Below are 17,418 nucleotides of genomic sequence, written 5' to 3' on the forward strand. Positions count from 1 at the left end.
GAATTTCCGACGAGGGGCGACACTTAACAAACTGATTTTAAACGAAATAATCAACTTGCAATTCTAGTTATCCCATGCAAATATAGGACATTAGATATTCCATGTGCGCTGTCGATTGCGCAGTTGCAGAAGGAGTGAAACATGACCACCGCGACCATCAAGAAACGCATTTCGGCGAGTATTCGCTCTTCCAAGAGCAAAGTGTTCTTGCGCCAAGAATTTGACAGATTTGGCGAGTATCGCCAAGTGAGCAGAGTCATCAAGGAGCTTGCCGACAAGGGCCAGTTGGCGCGCGTGGGCTATGGCGTCTACGCCAAGGCTCGTCCGTCGACGATCAGCGGCAAGTCCGTGCCTGACGACTCGCTGGTCAACATCGGGCTTGAAGCCATGCGTAAGCTTGGAGTCAAGGCTGACATAGGAAAAGAGGCGCGCGCGCTCCGCGAGGGGCGCAGCACCCAGATGCCGATGGCTCCGGTCATCAGCGTGGGCAAGTCTCGTGTGCGCCGCGCGATAGCCATTGGCAATCGCAAGATCGTCTATGAGAAGGATTGAGCCCTTTCAAAGCCGGCAGATATCGGACCTGATCAATGAGCAGGGGCTGGCGATCGCCGAATACGCGCTCGAAAAAGATTTCATCGTCACCAAGGTGCTCAATGTTTTGGCTGGCTTAAAGAACGCACACTTTGACCTCGTCTTTTGCGGTGGCACTTGCTTGTCCAAAGCTTACGGCTTGCTTGATCGCATTTCGGAGGATGTCGACATCAAGGTTGTCACCAAGCCTGGAAAAACATTCGGAAGCAGCAAGCGCCGCGAGCTTTTGAGCGAGCTCAAAAAACAAACGGTGCAGGATTTGGTCGCGGCGGGCTTTCCTGCCGAAAATGTCAAGGTGGAGAAAGCGCTCAACGGGAACTCATACATTCTGATCCATATCGACTACGAATCGCATTTCCAGCAAGCGGATGACATGCGGGCCCACGTGAAGCTGGAACTCAACCACGCGGAACTGTCGCAACCCAAGGGCAGTAGAAGTATTGGATTGCTGTTTGATGCCATGGCGGGGATGTCAACCTCGCCGAGGTTCAACACTGAATGTGTCGATTTGGCTGAGGCGGTCGTCGAGAAGCTGGTGTCGTTTCCTCGACGTTTGGCTTTGCATATGGCTCACCCAGACAGGGAATTTGAGCCCGCAATGGTGCGCCATTTATATGATGTTCACCAAATACTCGCCGCCAACCCCAATTTAGCCCAACAAGACGATTTATTGAGAACGCTCATGCTAGCCGCCATGGACAAAGACGCTAAAATTTTCGCTACCCAACACCCTGAATTTCTTCATGATCCTGTCGGGGAATTGAATCGAGCCATGGCGCGAGCGGAGTCCGACCCGGAGATTCGGGCGCGTTATGACCGATTCATGACGATCATGGTGTATGGGGAGTCGCCGCCGAACTTCGACAAGGCCATCGGCGTCTTCAAGACTGCGCTCGAGGTGGTGATGCCTCCCTTCGGCACCCGCTTCCTGACGCGGGATCAACAATCACAGGCGGAGATTGGCCGGTCTCGCTGAGCTTTTAACAAACAGATCGCGCCTGCCGCATTAGGTAAGAAGGGCAATGACTGGCACTTCGGCATGAAGGCCCACATCGGCGTTGGCGCCACCTCCGGCACGGCTTTTTCTATTCCTGCGCGGCCGGCGCGGTGTAGTTGAACTCGGTGCTGGCGGGGGCGATGGGACTGGCGGCCTCGAGCGCCGCCAGGTCGGCCAGGTATTCCCCGCCGTGGCTCAGGCGGTAGCGGTGGGGGCCGGCGGCGAAGGCGTAGCTGTGGCTGATGTCGATGCTGTGGCTCAGGCTGCTGTGCGGCGCCAGCGTCAGGTAGTCCCTGGCCGTCAGCGGGCCGCGCTTGATCATCATGCCGATGTAGTCGACCGACTTGCCGCTGGCGGTGTCGACGATGTCGAACAGGCGGCCGGTCAGCTCGGTGGCGCTGGCCAGCGACTTTTGCACGTACACGGGGCGGGCGCTGCGGTTATGCAGCGTAATGCGCACCAACACCTTGCCGTCGCCGCTGTCCACCTGCAAGCGCTCGCCGACGGCGCCCGGTGACGGCGGTGGCGGCGTGGCGTGGACCAGCGTGCTGGCGCACAGCAGCAGCGCGGCGCCGGTCCAGACCGCCAGTGGCATATTCGTCATGCTTGTCTCCCGATTAAGCGATGACTCGATTGTGCTACGGTTTCTCCGATTCGCCTAGCGCTGCCGCGCTGCACCGCGCCGCGCCGATACCGATGCCGATACCGGAGCCGACGCCGAGCTCGGCGCCGATGTTGGCGCCGATGTCGGCGCGGCGCGGTGGCGGCGTGTTGGCCGCTTAGCCGCCCAGCGCGCCGTGGCGCCGCCTCAGCCTGGCGTGGCGGTGGCGGAAGACGAACTGGTAGAGCGGCCTGAGCAGGGCGCCGACGAGGGGCAGGCGCGGCAGCATGCAGACCGTGTCGACCACCTCGCAGCCGCCGTCGACGGCGCGGACGGCGCGTTCGTGGCGCCAGGCGCGGTTGACCCAGGACGAGGAGGCCTCGACGAAGCGCAGCTCGCCGCCCAGCGTCAGCGTGCCGAAGGCGTGGCGGTCGACGGGGAACAGGCCGAGCAGCAATATCCAGCTCTTGAAGTAGGGGCCGGCGCCGCCGAAGTCGCGCAGTTTCAAGTGGCGCCAGGCGGGCGGCGCGGTCATCCGTAGCCACGGGCCGAGCTCGTAGTTGACGGTGGCGATGGACTGCTCGCCCCAGAGTGTTTCGGCACGCACGTTGAGCTTGCTGGTAACGACAATGGGCTGCATAGGGCGGGCGTTTCGTTGGCTAGGGTTGACGGGGCTTGCTGTGCAACAGGGACTAAGCTAAAGGCACAGGTGCAATGTGTTGCATAGCAAATTCACAATATCCGTACCCAGTATGGAAGACTGAAAAAGCTTGTGTTCGCCCGGTAGGATTTTTTGTGTCATCGGTTCCGCCAGTTCCAATCCATTTTCACTGTTGGTCAGCATCACAAAGCCGTCTCCCGTTTGGATAGAGGCAATGACGAACGCACGATAACCAGTATTGTTGCCCCATTGCCAAATATAGCGATTATCTTGATCGCGCTCGATTCCCCAGCCCAAGCCCCAACTGAGGCCCAGGCTTGGATCAACCGTGACGGGTGAGGCGCTTATCTGCTTGATCAACTCGTCGTCGTTGAGCAGCTTGACGAGAAATCTTCCATAATCCGCCGCGGTGGTGTGGAGGGAAAAAGCGGCGATCGGGCTTTTTAGATCCATTGCCGCCCTCGGCGTTCCATTCGCTTTCGTCCCAGGCAGAAGGTGTTGCGCGATTCCTTCGTTCCACACGTAGTCGCTGTGGTTCATGGCCAAGGGCTTGAATACCTGCGAGCTCATGAACTGGTCCAACGGCTGCCCGGTGACGGCCTCCACCGCCCGTTGCAGCAGCACGTAGCCTTCACCTGAATACTCCCATTTTGTACCGGGAGTCGAGTCGAAATTCAGTGGTCCGGAGGCCCAATTGGGCAATCCTGAAGTGTGGTTCAGAACCATCCGGACGGTAATCGCCTGAAGTCGAGGGTCGGTCACCAGATCGGAAGGCTCCGCTTTCAAAGGATTGAATCGGTGCCGATAGCCTTGCGGCAAATACTTCACTACCGGCACGTCAAGTTCCAGTTTTCCTTGCGCTACCAACTTCAGAACCGCATAGGCAAAGACCGGCTTGCTAAGGGAAGCCGCTTGAAAAATGCTGTCTGAGTTCAGCGTCGGGGCAGGTGAACAACCGGTCGCGGATTCAATGGAATCAAGCTTTCGGTTCTTGATGACCGCGACCGCCACACCGCAAACATGGTGTCGCTCTGCAAGAACTTTTAATGTTTCGTGCAGATTACTTGATCTTAAATCGATCCGATTGGACGAGGCGCAGCCGGACAAGAATATTGATATCGCTGGCATCATCAATAAGAAACCGATATGCCGGGTCGCTAAGGCACTTCGCTTGGACGTGGACACTCGTGGTGGTCGCATGGGTCCGGCGCTACAGGGCGGCGTCGACCAGCAGTTCGGGCCGCAGGGCGCGGATGCGCAATTCGGTGAAGTAGCCGCCGGCCTCGTTGTAGCGCAGGAAGTGGCGTCCGCAGTCGAGGCAGCGCGCCACCTGGCTGCGGTTGCACGGGTAGTAGCGCGGCGCGATGGGGGCGTTGTCGCTGTCGTCGCGCGTGCCCTGCGGGTGGTATTCGACGAAGGTCGGCTCGTCGTAGGGATCGTCGACCAAGGTGCCGACTTCCTCGAAGCGGTCCAGCTCCAGCGAGGTCGGCAGCTTCTGCCAGGCGGCCAGCGCGACCGTGCTGCAGCTGCATTTGGCCGTCACCTTGGCCGAAGCGGCGGCCAGTTGCGACAGGGCGGGGAAGTCGATTTTTTGCATAGGGTGCCAGTACCAGGAAAGGCCGGCGGCGAACAAGGCCGGCGGCGAGATCCTATTCTAGCGCAACATTGCATCGCTATTAAGTCGGGCCGCGTTTATTGCGGTGGTTGCGCCCAGCACCTGCTTGATGAGGGGCGGGGCGCGGGCAGCATGTTGCCTGCCCGCGCAACGGTCCGCCCTTGCAAGGGTGGACGCCTGTCCTGCAGCACCACACTAGATCGGGAAGATCAGGCAGGTGGTGGTGGCGAAGGCGTACAGCTTGCCGTTGGCGTCGGTGATGCGGCCCTCGGCGACGGCGACCTGGCCGCCGACAGTGATGACCTTGCCCTCGGCGCGCACCGGCCCGGTCTTGTCGGTCATGCCACGGATGTAGTTGATCTTCAGTTCCAGCGTGGTGTAGCCCTTGCCGGCGGGCAGGGTGGTGTGGATCGCGCAGCCGACCGCCGTGTCGAGCAGCGTGGCGGCGTAGCCACCGTGCACCGAGCCGCTGGGGTTGTAGTGTTCCTGCCCGGGCGTGCCCTGGAACACGGCGCGGCCGTGCTCGACGCTGATCGGCAGAAAGCCCAGCAGCTTGGCGATGGGCGCCGGCGGCAGCTCACCGCTGCCTATGCCGCCGAGGAATTCCAAGCCGCTGCGTTCGCGCAGTTGCTCGCGCGAGGCCACGCCGGGTTCGCCCATGCGCGCCTGCATCGCAGCCGCCTCGGCGTGCCAGGTGTCCAGTGTGCTTGCTTCCTTCGATGCGTCCTTTGTTGCGTCCATGATGGTCGTGTCCTTCAAATAGTGTGGAAATGGGTGTGGGTACACTATAATGCATTTCGTGATTAACGTGTATCTACACCTATTTTGATGAGCAAACTAGACACTTCCCCCTTGGTCGCATGGCGCGGCTGCACCTGTTTCGAACTGCGCAAGTTGACGCGCATGGTGACGCGGCTGTACGACCAGCATCTGGCCGTGGCTGGCTTGAAGACCACGCAGTATTCGCTATTGATGCACGTGAAGCACGAGGCGCTTCCGGTGACGCGCCTGGCGGCGCTGCTGGGCGTCGAGCGGACCACGCTGAGCCGCAACCTCAAGCCCTTGCTGGAGGCGGGCTGGGTGACGTTGCAGCCGGGCGCCGATCCGCGCCAGCGCATCGTCACCATCAGCGCGGCCGGCGGCGCCAAGCTGCGCGCCGCGCGCGCTGCCTGGCGCAAGGCGCAGGCCGCGTTGGAGCAGGCGCTGGGGACGGCGGCGGTGCAGGCGCTGCACGGGCAGATCGATCTGTCGATGGAGCGCTTGGCGCCGCTGCTGGATGCGGGATTGCGCTGATGGAGGCGTCAGCGTAGCTCCTTGTTCATTTTAGCTTAGACCCTTTTTATCGGGCCTGGATACCGCGCTAGCAATGGGTCAGCGGTAATCAATGTAATGCCCTCAACAATTGCTTGCGCGACGAGGATGCGATCAAAAGGGTCTTTGTGAATCGGCGGAAGGCCATCGATGGCAACGGCATGCTCGCTAGTAATCGGCAATTCATCATACCCATTGTCAAGCAGTCCTCGACGCAGGATGCGAGGGTCTATGCGGAAGTCGCTGCGGCCGAGTCCATGTTTGATGGCGATTTCCCACAGGCTTGCCGGACTGAATAGTAGCTCGTTTTGAGGATCATCCAGCAGAGCGCGGGCGACAGCGGATAACTTGTTGGCTGGCCCTGCCGTCCACAGTAGAACATGTGTATCCAGTAGCAACTTCACTTGTCACCCGCCGAATAGCCGTTCGATTTCCTGGTCTCCCATACGATCGAAATCGTCTGGGACGGAGATTTCTCCATTGAGGAAGCCGAGGCGGCGGCGCGGTTGCACGACGACAGGTGCGTCCAATGCGCTTACCTTCACCAATGGTTTTCCAGCCTTGGAGATGATGAATGACTCGCCCTTGGCCGCTTCTTCAACAAGGCGAGAAAGATGTATCTTGGCTTCGTGGATGTTGAAGGTCTGCATGAAGTGCCTCGACTAGATTGACTTACGTTAGTTTATCCTCTGCCGTGCGTGTGTCAACCGTCGGCCCCGGCCGGGATGGGAGCCAAAGCTCGGCTGCGAAGGGGGGGGCAGAGTCCGCATTATGTCACCGCTTCCGTCACGGGCGCGCCGGAACTAATCCAACTGACGAGTAAATGCCGCTCTTCCTCGGTGATGCCGGTTCACAGCTAGCCGGCGCTAAATTTTCGCTGCACGTCCGCACGCCAAACGGCGGCTTCCGCTTCCACTTCTTCCGCCAGTAGTACATCGCCGGCATTTGCCTCATCGATGCCTCCATATTCCAATCGAAAGCAATCAATGAGTAAGATCGTGATCTTTGTCACCACTGCCGCGGTCTTCTTGTCGGCATGTGGGCGCTCAACGCCGGATACTAAAGCGTTACCGACCGGTCAAGCTGCCGCAGTCCAAAAATGTCAGTATGCCCTCGTCCGTAGCGGCGTTTTTGACTGGCAAGAAGGAAGGATTGAAGTGTCCGATTATACGGTCTCGGATACCCCTGATCAGTCCTGGGTCAACGCTTCGTTCACACTGCAAGATTCGAAAAATCGACTGACCGAGACTGAGGTCAAGAGCGTGCTCAAGCGTTTAGTTGATCGGATCATCGATAGCTGCCGCAGTAACCCTATCCAAAAGTCTCGGATTTTCCTCTCCCCAGCGGGTGTAACCGCTGGGGAGAGTGCAAATTGGATAGCTCGGTATGACTCTGCCAGCAACCCGGAAACAACGATTCACCATAATCTTCTCAAGGATGAGCGCAAGGACAAATACCTGTGCATTGACAAGGTGGAGCCTGGTCGCAGTCTTGATGTTGATCCGAAATTGCCTCCCGTTCGCCAGCGTAAGATCATCGGAACATGGGCTCAATCCACTTTCAATTTAACCCTGAGCCTGGAACAAGTCGGAGCAAAAGTCTATAGCGTACGGCGGAATGCCTACTGTAAGAGTGGTGACCGTGGCGAAATGCTTAAGACCGGCCCGGGGAAGCGCTATTCTGTCATCGGTAGCGGCACTGGAAACTACTACGAAGTCCTGCCTTCTGGCGATTTGGGTGTTTTTGATCGCGACGGCCGGGTGGACACCTTGCCCATTCATTTCGCTTTACATTCCGCCTCGACTGGCAATAAGGAATAGAGTTCATCTGGAGGTCTGGCCGCGACGAGGTCACAGCCCAAGCGCCGCCCTTCAATCGTTCCACGTTGACTGTATTGCTCATTGTGCGCTCCTGACATGCGGTGCTGTGATTGATACTATTGGACTCTCATTGAGCAAGTATAGGACGTTGGCGTTGCGATGCACGCCGTGTTTGCTACTATGGCGGCCTTGGTCAACGTGGTGCGAAACGGGGGAGTGTGATGGCGCGGGATATTTATGCGTACCGGCAGGTGGCGGTGGAGTCGGTGTGGCGGGCCGGGCGGGTCGAGATCCACCCGGTGCCGGGGCAGGCGTTTTCGCCGGAGTTGCTGGTGCAGTGCGCGCGGCGCCTGGCCGACACCGAGGTGTATCCGCTGGGCACGCGCTTCCTGCTGTCGGCCAAGCTCACCGACCGGCTGGGCGGCACGCCCTATCTGTATGCCTGGCATGGCGACGCCGACCAGGTGTTGTCGGCGGCCGCCTGCAAGAAGTTTCTCGCCGAATTCAAACGCGGCCGGATTTGAGCTGGATGCCGCTGACTTGAGGCGCCAGCGGCTCCAACACCACCCAAAGGCGGAGAGCCAGGGGCAGACCCAGCGCGTCAAGGCGGGGAGTCCGACCCTAGGTTTGCGCCGCTGGGTTTGCCCAACTTAGCTGCGTTCGGGCCTGCTGCCTAGTGCACCGCGTGCAACCTGGCCGGCTTGTCCTTGCCGAAGGCCCAGATGACCACCGCCATGGCGAGGGCGAACAGGCCGCCGACGGTCATCGCGCTGGACACGCCGAGGTGGTCGACCGACAGGCCGCCGACCAGCGCGCCGGAGGCCAGCGCCACCTGCGCGGTGAAGACGAACAGCGCGCCGCCGGCCTCCATGGTGCCGGGCATGGCGCTGAACATCCAGCTTTGCACCGAGATCGGCATGGCGCCGAAGGCCAGGCCCCAGACCACGATCAGGGCGGTGACGGCGGCGGCGTTGTTGCCGAAGAAGGGCAGCGCCAGCCCCGACAGGCCGAGCACCAGGCCGGTGCCGATCAGCGAGCCGCGCACGCTCTTGGCGACGGCCCAGCCGCCGATGATGTTACCGACGAAACCGGCGGCGCCGTAGGCCAGCAGCAGCGCGCTGATGGTCTTGGCCGACATGGCAGAGACCTGCACCAGGAACGGCGTCACATAGGTGTAGGCGGCAAACTGGCCGATGAAGATGAGCATGATGGCGACGATGCCCAGTTGCACCTTGCGCAGGCGCAGCAACTGCGGCAGTTGGCCCAGGCGCACGGCGTGGTTGGTGGGCAGCGCGGGCAGCAGCCACATCTGGGTCAGCACGACCACCACGGCGAGCACGCCGGCGGCGGCGAAGGCCATGCGCCAGCCGAGCAGCTCGCCGATCATGGCGCCGGCCGGCACGCCGGCCACGGTGCCCAGCGAGATGCCGGCGAAGATGATCGAGGTGGCGCGCGCCGCCGAGGCGATCGGCACCAGCCGGGTGCCGAGGGCGCCGCCGATGGCCCAGAAGCCGCCGACGCCGATGCCCATCAGGGCGCGGCCGAGCAGGATCAAGGTGAACGAGTCGGACAGCGTGACGATGATGTTGGAGGCGACGAGCAAACTCATCAGTCCGATCACGACGTGGCGCCGGTCGGCCTTGCCGACGCCGGCCGTCACCAGCAGCGCGGCGAGGGCGGCGATCAGGCCGGGGATGGTGACCATCATGCCGGCCATGCCTTCTGTGACGCGCAGTTCGGCGGCGATCGAGGGCAGCAGGCCGACCGGCAGGAACTCGGTGGTGACCAGGGCGAAGGCGCCGATGGCGACCGAGAATACGGCCGGCCAGTTGGCTAGGATCGGGGCGGCCGGGCTGGTGACGGCCGGGGCTGCTAGATCGGCCGGATCGGCCGAGCGGGTGGAGGCGGGAGCTTGCATGTTTATGATCCTTGAGCGGGGAGTAGGCACGGGACGGTAAAAAAACTTGTGTTTTTTACTGATCGGTTCATAATCCTCGCAAAGCACAACTTCTGTCAACTAATTTTTTTACCGATCGGTATGAAAGACTCATCTAACACCAGCAAGAAGACCGGCCGGCCGCGCACCTTCGACGAGGACCAGGCGCTGGACAAGGCCATGGATTTGTTTTGGGAAAAGGGCTACGAGGGTAGTTCGCTGCCCGAGCTGACCGAGGCGATGGGCATGAACCGGCCCAGCCTGTACGCCGTGTTCGGCAACAAGGAGACCTTGTTCCACAAGGCCTTGGCGCGCTACACCCTGACCCGGGGCGAGGTGTTCCAGTCGGCGCTGCGCGAGCCGACGGCGCGCAAGGTGGTCGAGAATTTCCTGTACTGCAACGCGGACAACCAGACCGAGCCGGACCATCCGCACGGTTGCCTGGTGATCAACGGCGCCTTGGCCTGCAGCGACGACGCCTTGCCGATCCGCCAGGAGCTGATCGCCCGCCGCGCCTGCCACGAGGCCAAGCTGCGCGACCGCTTCGTGCGCGCGCGCGAGGAGGGCGACCTGCCGGAGGATTGTTGCGCCGGGCAGTTGGCGCGCTATGTGATGACGGTGTCGAACGGCATGGCGGTGCAGGCCGTGGCCGGCGCCACCCGCGCCCAGTTGCACGAGGTGGTGGCGCTGGTGCTGCGCGGCTGGCCGTCGCCCTGACTGGCGGCGCAGCCGTTGCCGCGACGGGATGGTCGGCGTGCCTACTTGTTCAACGGAATCGGCTCGACGACCAGATAACGAGGACCAATACGCGCGTTGGTTAGCTAGCTAAGCGCAGAAAATCTCTGCACACAATTTGGCATTGTTCGCAAGCCAGCATTTCAAGCTCTGGAGCCTTATGAGACACCTACCTGCATCGCTTATCGCCTTCTACATTGCCGCTCTCGTCTCGGGTTCTGCTCTGGCGCAGAACTGTTATGAATCTTCAATCGTCAGCCCGACCCCATTCATGGGAAACAACGGCGAAATTTTCAAACTAGCTGACGGATCGGTTTGGGAAGTCAAGTACGAGTATGAATACATGTACGAGTACAACCCCGACGTGATTATTTGTCCAGGTCGAGGAAGACTGATTGTCAACAAGAAGTCACTGAACATCGCTTCCGTCGCTGGTCGAACATCCGCTAGACCCGCCCAACCGGCCACAGCACCGGGGAGATGGGATATCTACGAAGAGACTAACTTGCAAGGCAGCATCAGCGGAACTATCAAGGCAGGTTCAGTCTTCAAGACCGTTTCAGGCAACGTTTACGAGGTCACCGGTTTGACGCTGCAACTGGTGCTGGAACTGCAGCCTGATGTCATGGTTCTTCGCAACGGGGAAGTCTACAAGCTAGTCGTCAAGGGATTCGAGGAGCCTCTGATATGCCGTAAGTTGAACTAGCCGCCGCGATGCCTAGCGATTAAGGCTAGATCGCGCGAGCGAAGCGAACCGCGATCTGAACCGTTCATTGGCGGGCATTGTCGTCACTTGATATACGCAAAAGATCCGAAGATCTTGTTGAACGTGGGTTGGAGTTCTGCGAATCGAGACCTTGCTTCGTCGGCCTTGAAAGTGGATGCCCCGCAGTTCAGTGACCAAACCAACCCCGGCGTAAAAGTGAGCGCCACAATTTGCTTACGCGTGAACTTGCCTTCCAGATTTTCCAGTGTCGTTTCAAGAACGCCGAACACCGCCGGAACACCATGTATGTGGGCACGGCGGGTTTCAATTACACGAACTTGAATTGGCGGGAGCCCGATGTACTCAGCCCAACTGACTTGATCGATTGCGAGTGATTCAATCTCGCGATTGAGAACCGATTGGGTCATGCCGCTGAGTTCGGTACTTGGGCGGGCCACGACGTTGCAATTACCTGACCCACTGGCCCCCGGTGTCAGACTAGTTGTCGCCTCTAGATTTTACCCAAAGATAGAGGTGTACGATGGCAGCAAGAAATTCACCGGCGTTTGTCGAGCAGGCGTTGGTCAAGGTATTCTCCCGTGGCGACAGGAGCGTGCAGGCAGTCGCGGACGAGATCAACGTCAATTACCACACGCTTAAAAATTGGATGGCAAGGAAAGCAGTGAAGAAATCGGACACGCCGGCAGCGAAAGAGAAGCGCCCGCAGGACTGGAGCGCCCAGGAGCAGCTCGTCGCATTGCACGAGACGCACGGCATGGACGGCGAGGCGTCGAGCGTCTGGTGCCGCGAGCGCGGCATATTCCCCCATCATTTGACCGAGTGGCAAGCGGCCTTCTGCGGTGACAAAAGAGCCGGCCAGGCCGATTCCAAGGCGCTGCGTTCGCTCAAGGACGACAACGACCGGCTGCAACGCGAGCTGCTGCGCAAGGACAAGGCGCTGGCGGAGGCGGCAGCGCTACTGATCCTGCAAAAAAAGTTCCGGGCGCTTTGGGAGGACGAGGTCAAATGACCACGCTGCCGGAGCGCATCGAAGTGATGGCGCTGGTCGCCGAGGCGATCGGTGCCGGCGCGCGCCAGGACCGGGCCTGCGCCGCCATCTCCTTCAGCGAGCGCACGCTGCAACGCTGGCAGCGCGACGCCCTGCGCGGCGACCAACGGCCGGCACGCGTGCAGGCGCCGGCGAACCGGCTCAGCGCGCTCGAGCGGCGCCAGTTGCTCGCCGTCGCCAACTGCGCCGAGTTCGCCCACCTGCCACCCAGCCAGATCGTGCCGCGGTTGGTGGACCAGGGGCGCTACCTGGCGTCGGAGTCGACGTTCTACCGGGTGCTGAAGGCGGAAAAGCAGTTGGCCCACCGTGGCGCCGAACGCCCCGCGCAGGCCCGCCACAAGCCGCGCGCGTTGATGGCGACGGCGCCGGGGCAGTTGTACAGTTGGGATATCACCTACCTGCCCACGCCGGTGAAGGGCATCTATTTCTACCTCTATTTGTTCATGGATATTTACAGCCGGAAAATCGTCGGCTGGCAGATCTACGACGCGGAGAGCAGCGAACTGGCCGGCGAGGTGGTGCGCGATATTTGCGAGCGCGAGCGCATCGTCCCGGACCAGGTCGTGCTCCACTCCGACAACGGCAGCCCGATGAAGGGGGCGACCATGCTGGCCACCCTGCAGGCCCTGGGCGTGATGCCGTCGTTCAGCCGGCCGGCCGTGAGCAACGACAACCCCTATTCGGAATCGTTGTTCAGAACGTTGAAGTACCGGCCAGCATACCCCCGCCGCCCCTTCGACAGCCTGCTGGCGGCACGCCAGTGGGTCGGCGGATTCGTCAATTGGTACAACCATGAACACCGGCACAGCGCGATTCGGTTCGTCACGCCGGCACAGCGCCACGCCGGCCAGGACGCGCTGTTGCTGACCAAACGGGACGAGGTGTATCGCGCGGCGAAGGCCAGGCATCCGGGCCGCTGGAGCGGCGACACGCGCAACTGGGAGCCGGTCGCGGTTGTCCACCTCAATCCGGATCAAGTGGCCGGCAATGGCAATCGAAAGGAAGACGGCAAGACACTCAAGAAAGCAGCATGATGGACCAACTCAGGCGACAACTAGCTTGACAGCCACCGCTGGGAGGATTGACTGAGAACCGTACATTGCGCCCTTTTGTCGGGACGATGATCCACGCGGATGGGTAGCTGATACGGAAGCCTGTTTGGCCGTCACGGTGAACTGGCCAAAGATTCGAATTGTCTGTCGGTGCCTGTGCAAAGGATGGCAACACAAGGAACGCAAAGCAGAAGATGTTGAAGTGGAACCATTTCATAGGAGCCCGCTAACGAATGACATGAGGAGTTGTCGCAAGAAAAGCTTGCTTGTTGATGTCCCCTTGATGGAAGGGGGGGGGGCTTACATGGCGCCTCGATCCACTTTATTCCTTCGAGAACCCGAACCACTTTGTGCTGACAAATGCGGCTGAACGATACGTTTCTGCTGAGATGGTCTGAGTACCTGACCATGAAAGCGAAGCAATCTCGCCCTTTTCGTTCACCGTCCGAGTTCCCATACGAATCATGATCGCAATGGATTCACCTGTCTTGAACCTTTCGTCGTCGGATAGTTCAAGGTGGACAGTTGGTTGACGGAGATCCTCAATCTTGGCCGCCTTGTATATGTTTTCCAATGCACCTTGGAAGGGGGTGGCCTCAACGATCCAGAGCATCGATCCATCGCGGTACTTCGTGCGAAGCTTGAACTTCACGCCCTGTAGATCGGTGATCGACTGCTCTTCCCAGTTCTTTGCCTTCTTGAACGGTTCATTGGCCGACGCGGAGTCGGGCTGCTTGACGGCGACAAGGGAGGTTCCATCGATTAGCTTTGCATCGCCAGTCGACTTGTTCAACAAGAAAGTCTGGTTGCCAGCCCGCACGATTTCGTGTTTTGCGGCGAGTTGGTCGCAACCGGTCAGTATCGCGACGATGGCGGGGGTGGCAACGAGCAGTGGAGCGTAGTTCATGTGTCTCCTCTTTTATGAATTGCGTGATCTTTCCATTCTACATGCGCTCCCGATAGTCGTCTGCTACTGAAGGCGGGGCTGCCATTTCCCCTGCAGATCACTTCTCACTTTTTGTGCAGTCGCCTTCTGAAAATTACAGAAATGGGCGGGAGAAAGCTGGGATCTCGACATCGGAGATTCGTCGCGTTGAATCCGAAGTCGCTCGACAGATGTGTTGTTGAAATGTGATTTAATGCAATTAAAGTTGATTGACAACGCTAGGGATGGGACGTGAAAATTGCCCCTCCTCTTAGGCGGCGCGTGCAAGGGAATGCGCTATCGCGAAGATATGCGTGTGAAAATTATCATCCAGAATATTCTCTCGACACCGACACCGACACCGACACCGACACCGACACCGACACCGACACCGACACCGACAACGACAACGCACTCGCGCACTTCGAAAAAGCCAATTTGAAGGGATCATTTATGGCACACACAGAAACAAAAGTGTTTACCGCACATGTACCTGTAGCGCTGGCCGAAAAGGTCGACCAGCTAGCCTCCCGCCTTGAACGTTCGCGTGGCTGGATCGTCAAACAAGCGCTGAGCGCTTGGGTTGACCTCGAAGAGGAGAGGAGCCGGCTCACGCGTGAAGCGATGGCCGACGTGGAGGCCGGGCATGTCATCGATCACCAGTCGGTACAGGCTTGGGCCGATAGCCTCGGCACCGAGAACCCGCTGCCCGCGCCTGTGGTGCCGTAGTGGAGTTGCGGTGGACCAAGAAGTCGCTATCCGATTTGACGCGATTGCACGAGTTCTTGGCGGCGGTGAATGAGCCAGCGGCGGCCCGCACGGTGCAATCGCTCACAGCCGCAGCGGCCAGTTTGCTGGAAAATCCACGTATTGGAGAGCGCTTGGAAGAATTCGAGCCACGCGAAATCCGGCGAATTCTCGTTGGCCGTTATGAGCTGCGCTACGAAATCAAGGCATCAACAATTTACATCATGCGCTTGTGGCATACGCGCGAGGACCGTTAGACGCGGCAGAAATGGGTCAAATGCAGGCCAACACACCTACTCGTCGTCGTCGCCGTCGTCCTCGCTGTCGGTCTTGACGGTCTTGCTGCGGGCGGCGTCGGCGCTGGCCTTCAGCTTGCCGGCGGCGGCCATGAAGTCGTCGACGCTGTGGTCGGCGCTTTGCCGCACGGCCGGCGGCAGCAGCACGCTCATGTACAGCTCGTCGGCGGCGCGCGCGGTGGTCTGCAGATTGCTCATCAGCACCAGCGTGGTGCCGGCCAGCATCAGCACCAGGCTGGTCGAGGCCATCCGCTTGGGATGGTGGGGCTTGATGGTCCACAGGTGGAAGAACACCATGCCGCAGGCCAGCGCGATCGACACCAGGTTGCCGTAGCGGGTCAGCAGCTCGGCCGACCAGGCGTAGGCCAGCACGCTGCTCAGCGAGCGCCATGCGCCCAGCGCGAGCAGGCCGCTGCCGAGGATGAACAGGTGGCGGCCCAGCCGCGCCTGGTTGCCGAACAGGCGGTTGGCCAGCGCCCAGGCGGCGCTCCACACCAGCCCCAGTCCCAGCCCGGAGGCCAGCACCAGCAGGTAGCGGATCGGCTGGAAGGCTTCGACGTCGGACAACCAATATTCCAACAGCGTGAACACGGCCATCATGGCCAGGCCGGTCAGCGCCGGCGTGGCGCCCTCCCAGCCGTGCATGGTGGTGTCGGCAAGTTCGGGCGCGACGGGGAAGTCGGCCGGGCGCACGCGCAGGCGGCTGTGGCCCAGGCGCACCACGGTGTCGCCGCCGAGCAGCACGCCGTCCTGGCGCTTGCCCAGCACCACGCTGCCGTTCTTGCTGCCCAGGTCGCGCAGCCGCAGTTGGCCCTCGTCGTCGACGTCGATCACGGCGTGGTGGGCGGCGGTGTGGGCGTCGTCGAGGATGAAGTCGTTGTCGTAGCCGCGGCCGAGGCGGATCGGCAGGGCGACGACGGCTTGGCGTTGCAGCACGTCGCCGTTGCGCGACAGCAGTTCGATGAAGTAGGGCGGCTTCATGGCTTGGCCCCCCGCGCCAGCGCGTCGAGGAAGGCGCGGCCCAGGCGCAGGCCGTTGGGGTAGGACACGCCGTGGGCGTCGAAGCGGCTTTGCAGGCTCATCTGGCCGCTGTCGGTGCTGGCGGTCAGCAGGGCGAAGTCGTACAGGCCGTCGAACTTGCGGTAGGCGCGCACGCACAGCACGGCGCGCAGCGGCAGGCTGCGGTTCTTGACGAACTGTTCGGTGCATTTGGGGCCGGTCATGCTGCTGCTTTTGCCGGTGCCGAAATGCTCGTTCTTGAACGAGCTGCCGGCCAGTTGGGCGAAGCGCAAGGTGTCCAGGCCGGTGCTGCGCAGGAACTGGTGGCGGATGCCGATCTGGCCGGTTTGCAGCGAGCTGCTGATGAAGATCGCCGATTCCATCGAGCAACTGGTGTCGTCGACGGTGAAGGATTGCTCGGTCTTGTTGACCGAGCGGCCCCAGCAGCGCATCTGCTCGGACTCGCGCACCGGCACCTGGTAGGGGCCCATCGGTTTGAGCGTCAGCGGCGTGGCCAGCAGGCGGTCGACCAGGGCGCGCTGGTGGCTGAGCAATTGCTCGGCGACGACGCCGGTGAAGTCCTTCGGCGGCTTGGCCTGCTGGGCGACGCGCTGCAACAGTTGCTGGGCGTAGCGGGCCGGCACCAGGAAGCTGACCAGCTCGCCGTCCAGCCGTTTCGACACGTTGACGCCGGCCACGGCGCCGTCCACCGTCACGCTGGGGCCGCCGCTCATGCCGGAGTTGATCGGGCCGGTGAACATCAGCTGGTCGTAGAAGCTGCGCGTGATGACGCCGTTGTAGGCGCCCTCCGAGATGGCGAAGCCGAGGTCGAGCGGATTGCCCATCGAGTACAGGTATTGGCCCTGGGTCAGGGCGGCGAGCGGTTCGGGCAGGCGGAAGAAGCCGGTGCCGTTGCGGCTCACGCGCAGCACGGCCAGGTCGTGCAGCACGTCGACGGCGAGCAGTTCGACGTTGCCGCGCTTGCCGGCGGTGTCGACCCATTCGCCGACGTAGGTGTCGGGGTCGAGGGCGAACTGGGAGACGACGTGGTAGTTGGTCACCACCAGGTTGCTGGTGCCGATCAGGAAGCCGGAGCCGACCGAGGACTGGGTGCGGCCGCCCTTGAGCAGCGAACGCACTTGCAGGATGTCGCCCTTGGCCGAGGCGTACAGTTGTTGCGCCGCGCTGGACGGCGCCGGCAGCGCCTTCGGTTCGGCCGCCGCCGTGGTCTTGGCCGGCGGGGCCGACGGCAGGGTGGTGGCCTGGGCCGGCCCGGCGGCGGCGGCCGGGGGCAGGGCGGCGCAGGCCCAAGTCAAGGTGAGTACGATTGCTGAATTAATGAATTTCATGCATTCCT

Annotated in this window: 22 protein-coding genes; 10 read left to right on the top strand and 12 right to left on the bottom strand. The window is 61.1% G+C overall.

The features are described from left to right. Positions 1 to 141 precede the first annotated feature (141 nt). Positions 142 to 552 (top strand): DUF6088 family protein, encoded by a 411-nt coding sequence (locus QC826_RS08225; RefSeq protein ID WP_279765148.1) that lies wholly within the window; start codon positions 142 to 144, stop codon positions 550 to 552. After that, positions 539 to 1,567, top strand: coding sequence for a nucleotidyl transferase AbiEii/AbiGii toxin family protein (locus QC826_RS08230; RefSeq protein WP_279765149.1), 1,029 nt, complete (start codon positions 539 to 541; stop codon positions 1,565 to 1,567). Before QC826_RS08225 ends, QC826_RS08230 begins: the two co-directional genes overlap by 14 nt. A 109-nt stretch (positions 1,568 to 1,676) precedes the next feature. On the opposite strand, the gene QC826_RS08235 is transcribed toward QC826_RS08230, so the two are convergent. The 5 genes from QC826_RS08235 to QC826_RS08255 all read right to left on the bottom strand — a co-directional run bounded on the left by QC826_RS08235 (position 1,677) and on the right by QC826_RS08255 (position 5,206). Then, positions 1,677 to 2,192, bottom strand: a complete 516-nt coding sequence (locus QC826_RS08235) for a hypothetical protein (protein ID WP_279765150.1) — start codon at positions 2,190 to 2,192, stop codon at positions 1,677 to 1,679. Between the two features lie 175 nt (positions 2,193 to 2,367). Then, the gene (locus QC826_RS08240; RefSeq protein WP_279765151.1) at positions 2,368 to 2,829 is read right to left on the bottom strand and encodes a hypothetical protein; all 462 of its coding nucleotides are present in this window, start codon (positions 2,827 to 2,829) and stop codon (positions 2,368 to 2,370) included. Positions 2,830 to 2,886: 57 nt separating this feature from the next. Further along, the gene (locus QC826_RS08245) at positions 2,887 to 4,035 is read right to left on the bottom strand and encodes a serine hydrolase domain-containing protein (protein ID WP_279765152.1); all 1,149 of its coding nucleotides are present in this window, start codon (positions 4,033 to 4,035) and stop codon (positions 2,887 to 2,889) included. A gap of 25 nt (positions 4,036 to 4,060) precedes the next feature. After that, the gene (locus QC826_RS08250; protein ID WP_279765153.1) at positions 4,061 to 4,447 is read right to left on the bottom strand and encodes a hypothetical protein; all 387 of its coding nucleotides are present in this window, start codon (positions 4,445 to 4,447) and stop codon (positions 4,061 to 4,063) included. Positions 4,448 to 4,660: 213 nt separating this feature from the next. Beyond that, complete coding sequence (locus QC826_RS08255; protein WP_279765154.1) at positions 4,661 to 5,206, bottom strand: PaaI family thioesterase; 546 nt, start codon at positions 5,204 to 5,206, stop codon at positions 4,661 to 4,663. Positions 5,207 to 5,293: 87 nt separating this feature from the next. Here QC826_RS08255 and QC826_RS08260 point away from each other — a divergent pair, with 87 nt between their 5' ends. Next, positions 5,294 to 5,758 (top strand): MarR family winged helix-turn-helix transcriptional regulator, encoded by a 465-nt coding sequence (locus QC826_RS08260; RefSeq protein ID WP_279765155.1) that lies wholly within the window; start codon positions 5,294 to 5,296, stop codon positions 5,756 to 5,758. A gap of 35 nt (positions 5,759 to 5,793) precedes the next feature. On the opposite strand, the gene QC826_RS08265 is transcribed toward QC826_RS08260, so the two are convergent. Together QC826_RS08265 and QC826_RS08270 are read right to left on the bottom strand one after the other, a co-directional pair. Further along, positions 5,794 to 6,180 carry a type II toxin-antitoxin system VapC family toxin gene (locus tag QC826_RS08265; protein ID WP_093389589.1) on the bottom strand — a complete coding sequence of 129 codons (387 nt, stop codon included), beginning with the start codon at positions 6,178 to 6,180 and terminating at the stop codon, positions 5,794 to 5,796. Between the two features lie 3 nt (positions 6,181 to 6,183). Continuing rightward, positions 6,184 to 6,426 (bottom strand): type II toxin-antitoxin system Phd/YefM family antitoxin, encoded by a 243-nt coding sequence (locus QC826_RS08270; protein ID WP_093389590.1) that lies wholly within the window; start codon positions 6,424 to 6,426, stop codon positions 6,184 to 6,186. 336 nt (positions 6,427 to 6,762) lie between these two features. Between QC826_RS08270 and QC826_RS08275 the strand changes: the two genes are divergently transcribed. Both QC826_RS08275 and QC826_RS08280 read left to right on the top strand, forming a co-directional pair. Then, on the top strand, positions 6,763 to 7,596 hold the full coding sequence (locus QC826_RS08275) for a hypothetical protein (RefSeq protein ID WP_279765156.1): 834 nt from the start codon (positions 6,763 to 6,765) through the stop codon (positions 7,594 to 7,596). 221 nt (positions 7,597 to 7,817) lie between these two features. Continuing rightward, positions 7,818 to 8,120, top strand: coding sequence for a hypothetical protein (locus QC826_RS08280; RefSeq protein WP_279765157.1), 303 nt, complete (start codon positions 7,818 to 7,820; stop codon positions 8,118 to 8,120). 149 nt (positions 8,121 to 8,269) lie between these two features. Here QC826_RS08280 and QC826_RS08285 read toward each other — a convergent pair whose 3' ends face one another. Next, the gene (locus tag QC826_RS08285) at positions 8,270 to 9,514 is read right to left on the bottom strand and encodes an MFS transporter (protein WP_279765158.1); all 1,245 of its coding nucleotides are present in this window, start codon (positions 9,512 to 9,514) and stop codon (positions 8,270 to 8,272) included. A gap of 120 nt (positions 9,515 to 9,634) precedes the next feature. On the opposite strand from QC826_RS08285, the gene QC826_RS08290 reads away from it, so the two are divergent. After that, on the top strand, positions 9,635 to 10,249 hold the full coding sequence (locus QC826_RS08290) for a TetR/AcrR family transcriptional regulator (protein ID WP_093390674.1): 615 nt from the start codon (positions 9,635 to 9,637) through the stop codon (positions 10,247 to 10,249). A gap of 178 nt (positions 10,250 to 10,427) precedes the next feature. Then, positions 10,428 to 10,973, top strand: coding sequence for a hypothetical protein (locus tag QC826_RS08295; protein ID WP_279765159.1), 546 nt, complete (start codon positions 10,428 to 10,430; stop codon positions 10,971 to 10,973). A gap of 83 nt (positions 10,974 to 11,056) precedes the next feature. Here the strand turns inward: QC826_RS08295 and QC826_RS08300 are convergent, their stop codons facing one another. Further along, the gene (locus QC826_RS08300) at positions 11,057 to 11,401 is read right to left on the bottom strand and encodes a hypothetical protein (protein ID WP_279765160.1); all 345 of its coding nucleotides are present in this window, start codon (positions 11,399 to 11,401) and stop codon (positions 11,057 to 11,059) included. Between the two features lie 113 nt (positions 11,402 to 11,514). Here QC826_RS08300 and QC826_RS08305 point away from each other — a divergent pair. Next, a protein-coding gene (locus tag QC826_RS08305; RefSeq protein ID WP_279764258.1) for an IS3 family transposase occupies positions 11,515 to 13,076 on the top strand; the annotation gives its coding sequence in 2 pieces (ribosomal slippage) (positions 11,515 to 11,971 and positions 11,971 to 13,076; 1,563 coding nt in all). A 340-nt stretch (positions 13,077 to 13,416) separates the two neighbouring features. On the opposite strand, the gene QC826_RS08310 is transcribed toward QC826_RS08305, so the two are convergent. Continuing rightward, a complete protein-coding gene (locus QC826_RS08310) occupies positions 13,417 to 14,001 on the bottom strand; it encodes a hypothetical protein (protein ID WP_279765161.1) in 585 nt (194 codons plus the stop codon). Between the two features lie 270 nt (positions 14,002 to 14,271). Between QC826_RS08310 and QC826_RS08315 the strand changes: the two genes are divergently transcribed. Further along, the gene (locus QC826_RS08315) at positions 14,272 to 14,748 is read left to right on the top strand and encodes a CopG family ribbon-helix-helix protein (protein ID WP_279765162.1); all 477 of its coding nucleotides are present in this window, start codon (positions 14,272 to 14,274) and stop codon (positions 14,746 to 14,748) included. Further along, on the top strand, positions 14,748 to 15,023 hold the full coding sequence (locus tag QC826_RS08320; RefSeq protein WP_279765163.1) for a type II toxin-antitoxin system RelE/ParE family toxin: 276 nt from the start codon (positions 14,748 to 14,750) through the stop codon (positions 15,021 to 15,023). The genes QC826_RS08315 and QC826_RS08320 overlap by 1 nt, the downstream gene beginning before the upstream one ends. 36 nt (positions 15,024 to 15,059) lie before the next feature. On the opposite strand, the gene QC826_RS08325 is transcribed toward QC826_RS08320, so the two are convergent. Both QC826_RS08325 and QC826_RS08330 read right to left on the bottom strand, forming a co-directional pair. After that, positions 15,060 to 16,043, bottom strand: coding sequence for an FHA domain-containing protein (locus QC826_RS08325; RefSeq protein ID WP_279765164.1), 984 nt, complete (start codon positions 16,041 to 16,043; stop codon positions 15,060 to 15,062). Then, entirely contained in the window at positions 16,040 to 17,410 is a 1,371-nt protein-coding gene (locus tag QC826_RS08330; RefSeq protein ID WP_279765165.1) for a serine protease, read from the bottom strand. Before QC826_RS08330 ends, QC826_RS08325 begins: the two co-directional genes overlap by 4 nt. Positions 17,411 to 17,418 lie beyond the last annotated feature (8 nt).

Origin of the sequence: Rugamonas sp. DEMB1 (genome assembly GCF_029834475.1) — a bacterium.
Classification (GTDB): Bacteria; Pseudomonadota; Gammaproteobacteria; order Burkholderiales; family Burkholderiaceae_D; genus Rugamonas; species Rugamonas rubra.

Excerpts from the sequence above, each read along its gene's own strand:
- QC826_RS08275 (WP_279765156.1), top strand. The coding sequence starts at position 6,763 with ATGAGTAAGATCGTGATCTTTGTCACCACTGCCGCGGTCTTCTTGTCG.
- QC826_RS08225 (WP_279765148.1), top strand. The coding sequence starts at position 142 with ATGACCACCGCGACCATCAAGAAACGCATTTCGGCGAGTATTCGCTCT.
- QC826_RS08310 (WP_279765161.1), bottom strand. The coding sequence starts at position 14,001 with ATGAACTACGCTCCACTGCTCGTTGCCACCCCCGCCATCGTCGCGATA.
- QC826_RS08290 (WP_093390674.1), top strand. The coding sequence starts at position 9,635 with ATGAAAGACTCATCTAACACCAGCAAGAAGACCGGCCGGCCGCGCACC.
- QC826_RS08300 (WP_279765160.1), bottom strand. The coding sequence starts at position 11,401 with ATGACCCAATCGGTTCTCAATCGCGAGATTGAATCACTCGCAATCGAT.
- QC826_RS08295 (WP_279765159.1), top strand. The coding sequence starts at position 10,428 with ATGAGACACCTACCTGCATCGCTTATCGCCTTCTACATTGCCGCTCTC.
- QC826_RS08280 (WP_279765157.1), top strand. The coding sequence starts at position 7,818 with ATGGCGCGGGATATTTATGCGTACCGGCAGGTGGCGGTGGAGTCGGTG.
- QC826_RS08270 (WP_093389590.1), bottom strand. The coding sequence starts at position 6,426 with ATGCAGACCTTCAACATCCACGAAGCCAAGATACATCTTTCTCGCCTT.
- QC826_RS08325 (WP_279765164.1), bottom strand. The coding sequence starts at position 16,043 with ATGAAGCCGCCCTACTTCATCGAACTGCTGTCGCGCAACGGCGACGTG.
- QC826_RS08235 (WP_279765150.1), bottom strand. The coding sequence starts at position 2,192 with ATGACGAATATGCCACTGGCGGTCTGGACCGGCGCCGCGCTGCTGCTG.
- QC826_RS08285 (WP_279765158.1), bottom strand. The coding sequence starts at position 9,514 with ATGCAAGCTCCCGCCTCCACCCGCTCGGCCGATCCGGCCGATCTAGCA.
- QC826_RS08250 (WP_279765153.1), bottom strand. The coding sequence starts at position 4,447 with ATGCAAAAAATCGACTTCCCCGCCCTGTCGCAACTGGCCGCCGCTTCG.
- QC826_RS08240 (WP_279765151.1), bottom strand. The coding sequence starts at position 2,829 with ATGCAGCCCATTGTCGTTACCAGCAAGCTCAACGTGCGTGCCGAAACA.
- QC826_RS08230 (WP_279765149.1), top strand. The coding sequence starts at position 539 with ATGAGAAGGATTGAGCCCTTTCAAAGCCGGCAGATATCGGACCTGATC.
- QC826_RS08330 (WP_279765165.1), bottom strand. The coding sequence starts at position 17,410 with ATGAAATTCATTAATTCAGCAATCGTACTCACCTTGACTTGGGCCTGC.
- QC826_RS08255 (WP_279765154.1), bottom strand. The coding sequence starts at position 5,206 with ATGGACGCAACAAAGGACGCATCGAAGGAAGCAAGCACACTGGACACC.
- QC826_RS08260 (WP_279765155.1), top strand. The coding sequence starts at position 5,294 with ATGAGCAAACTAGACACTTCCCCCTTGGTCGCATGGCGCGGCTGCACC.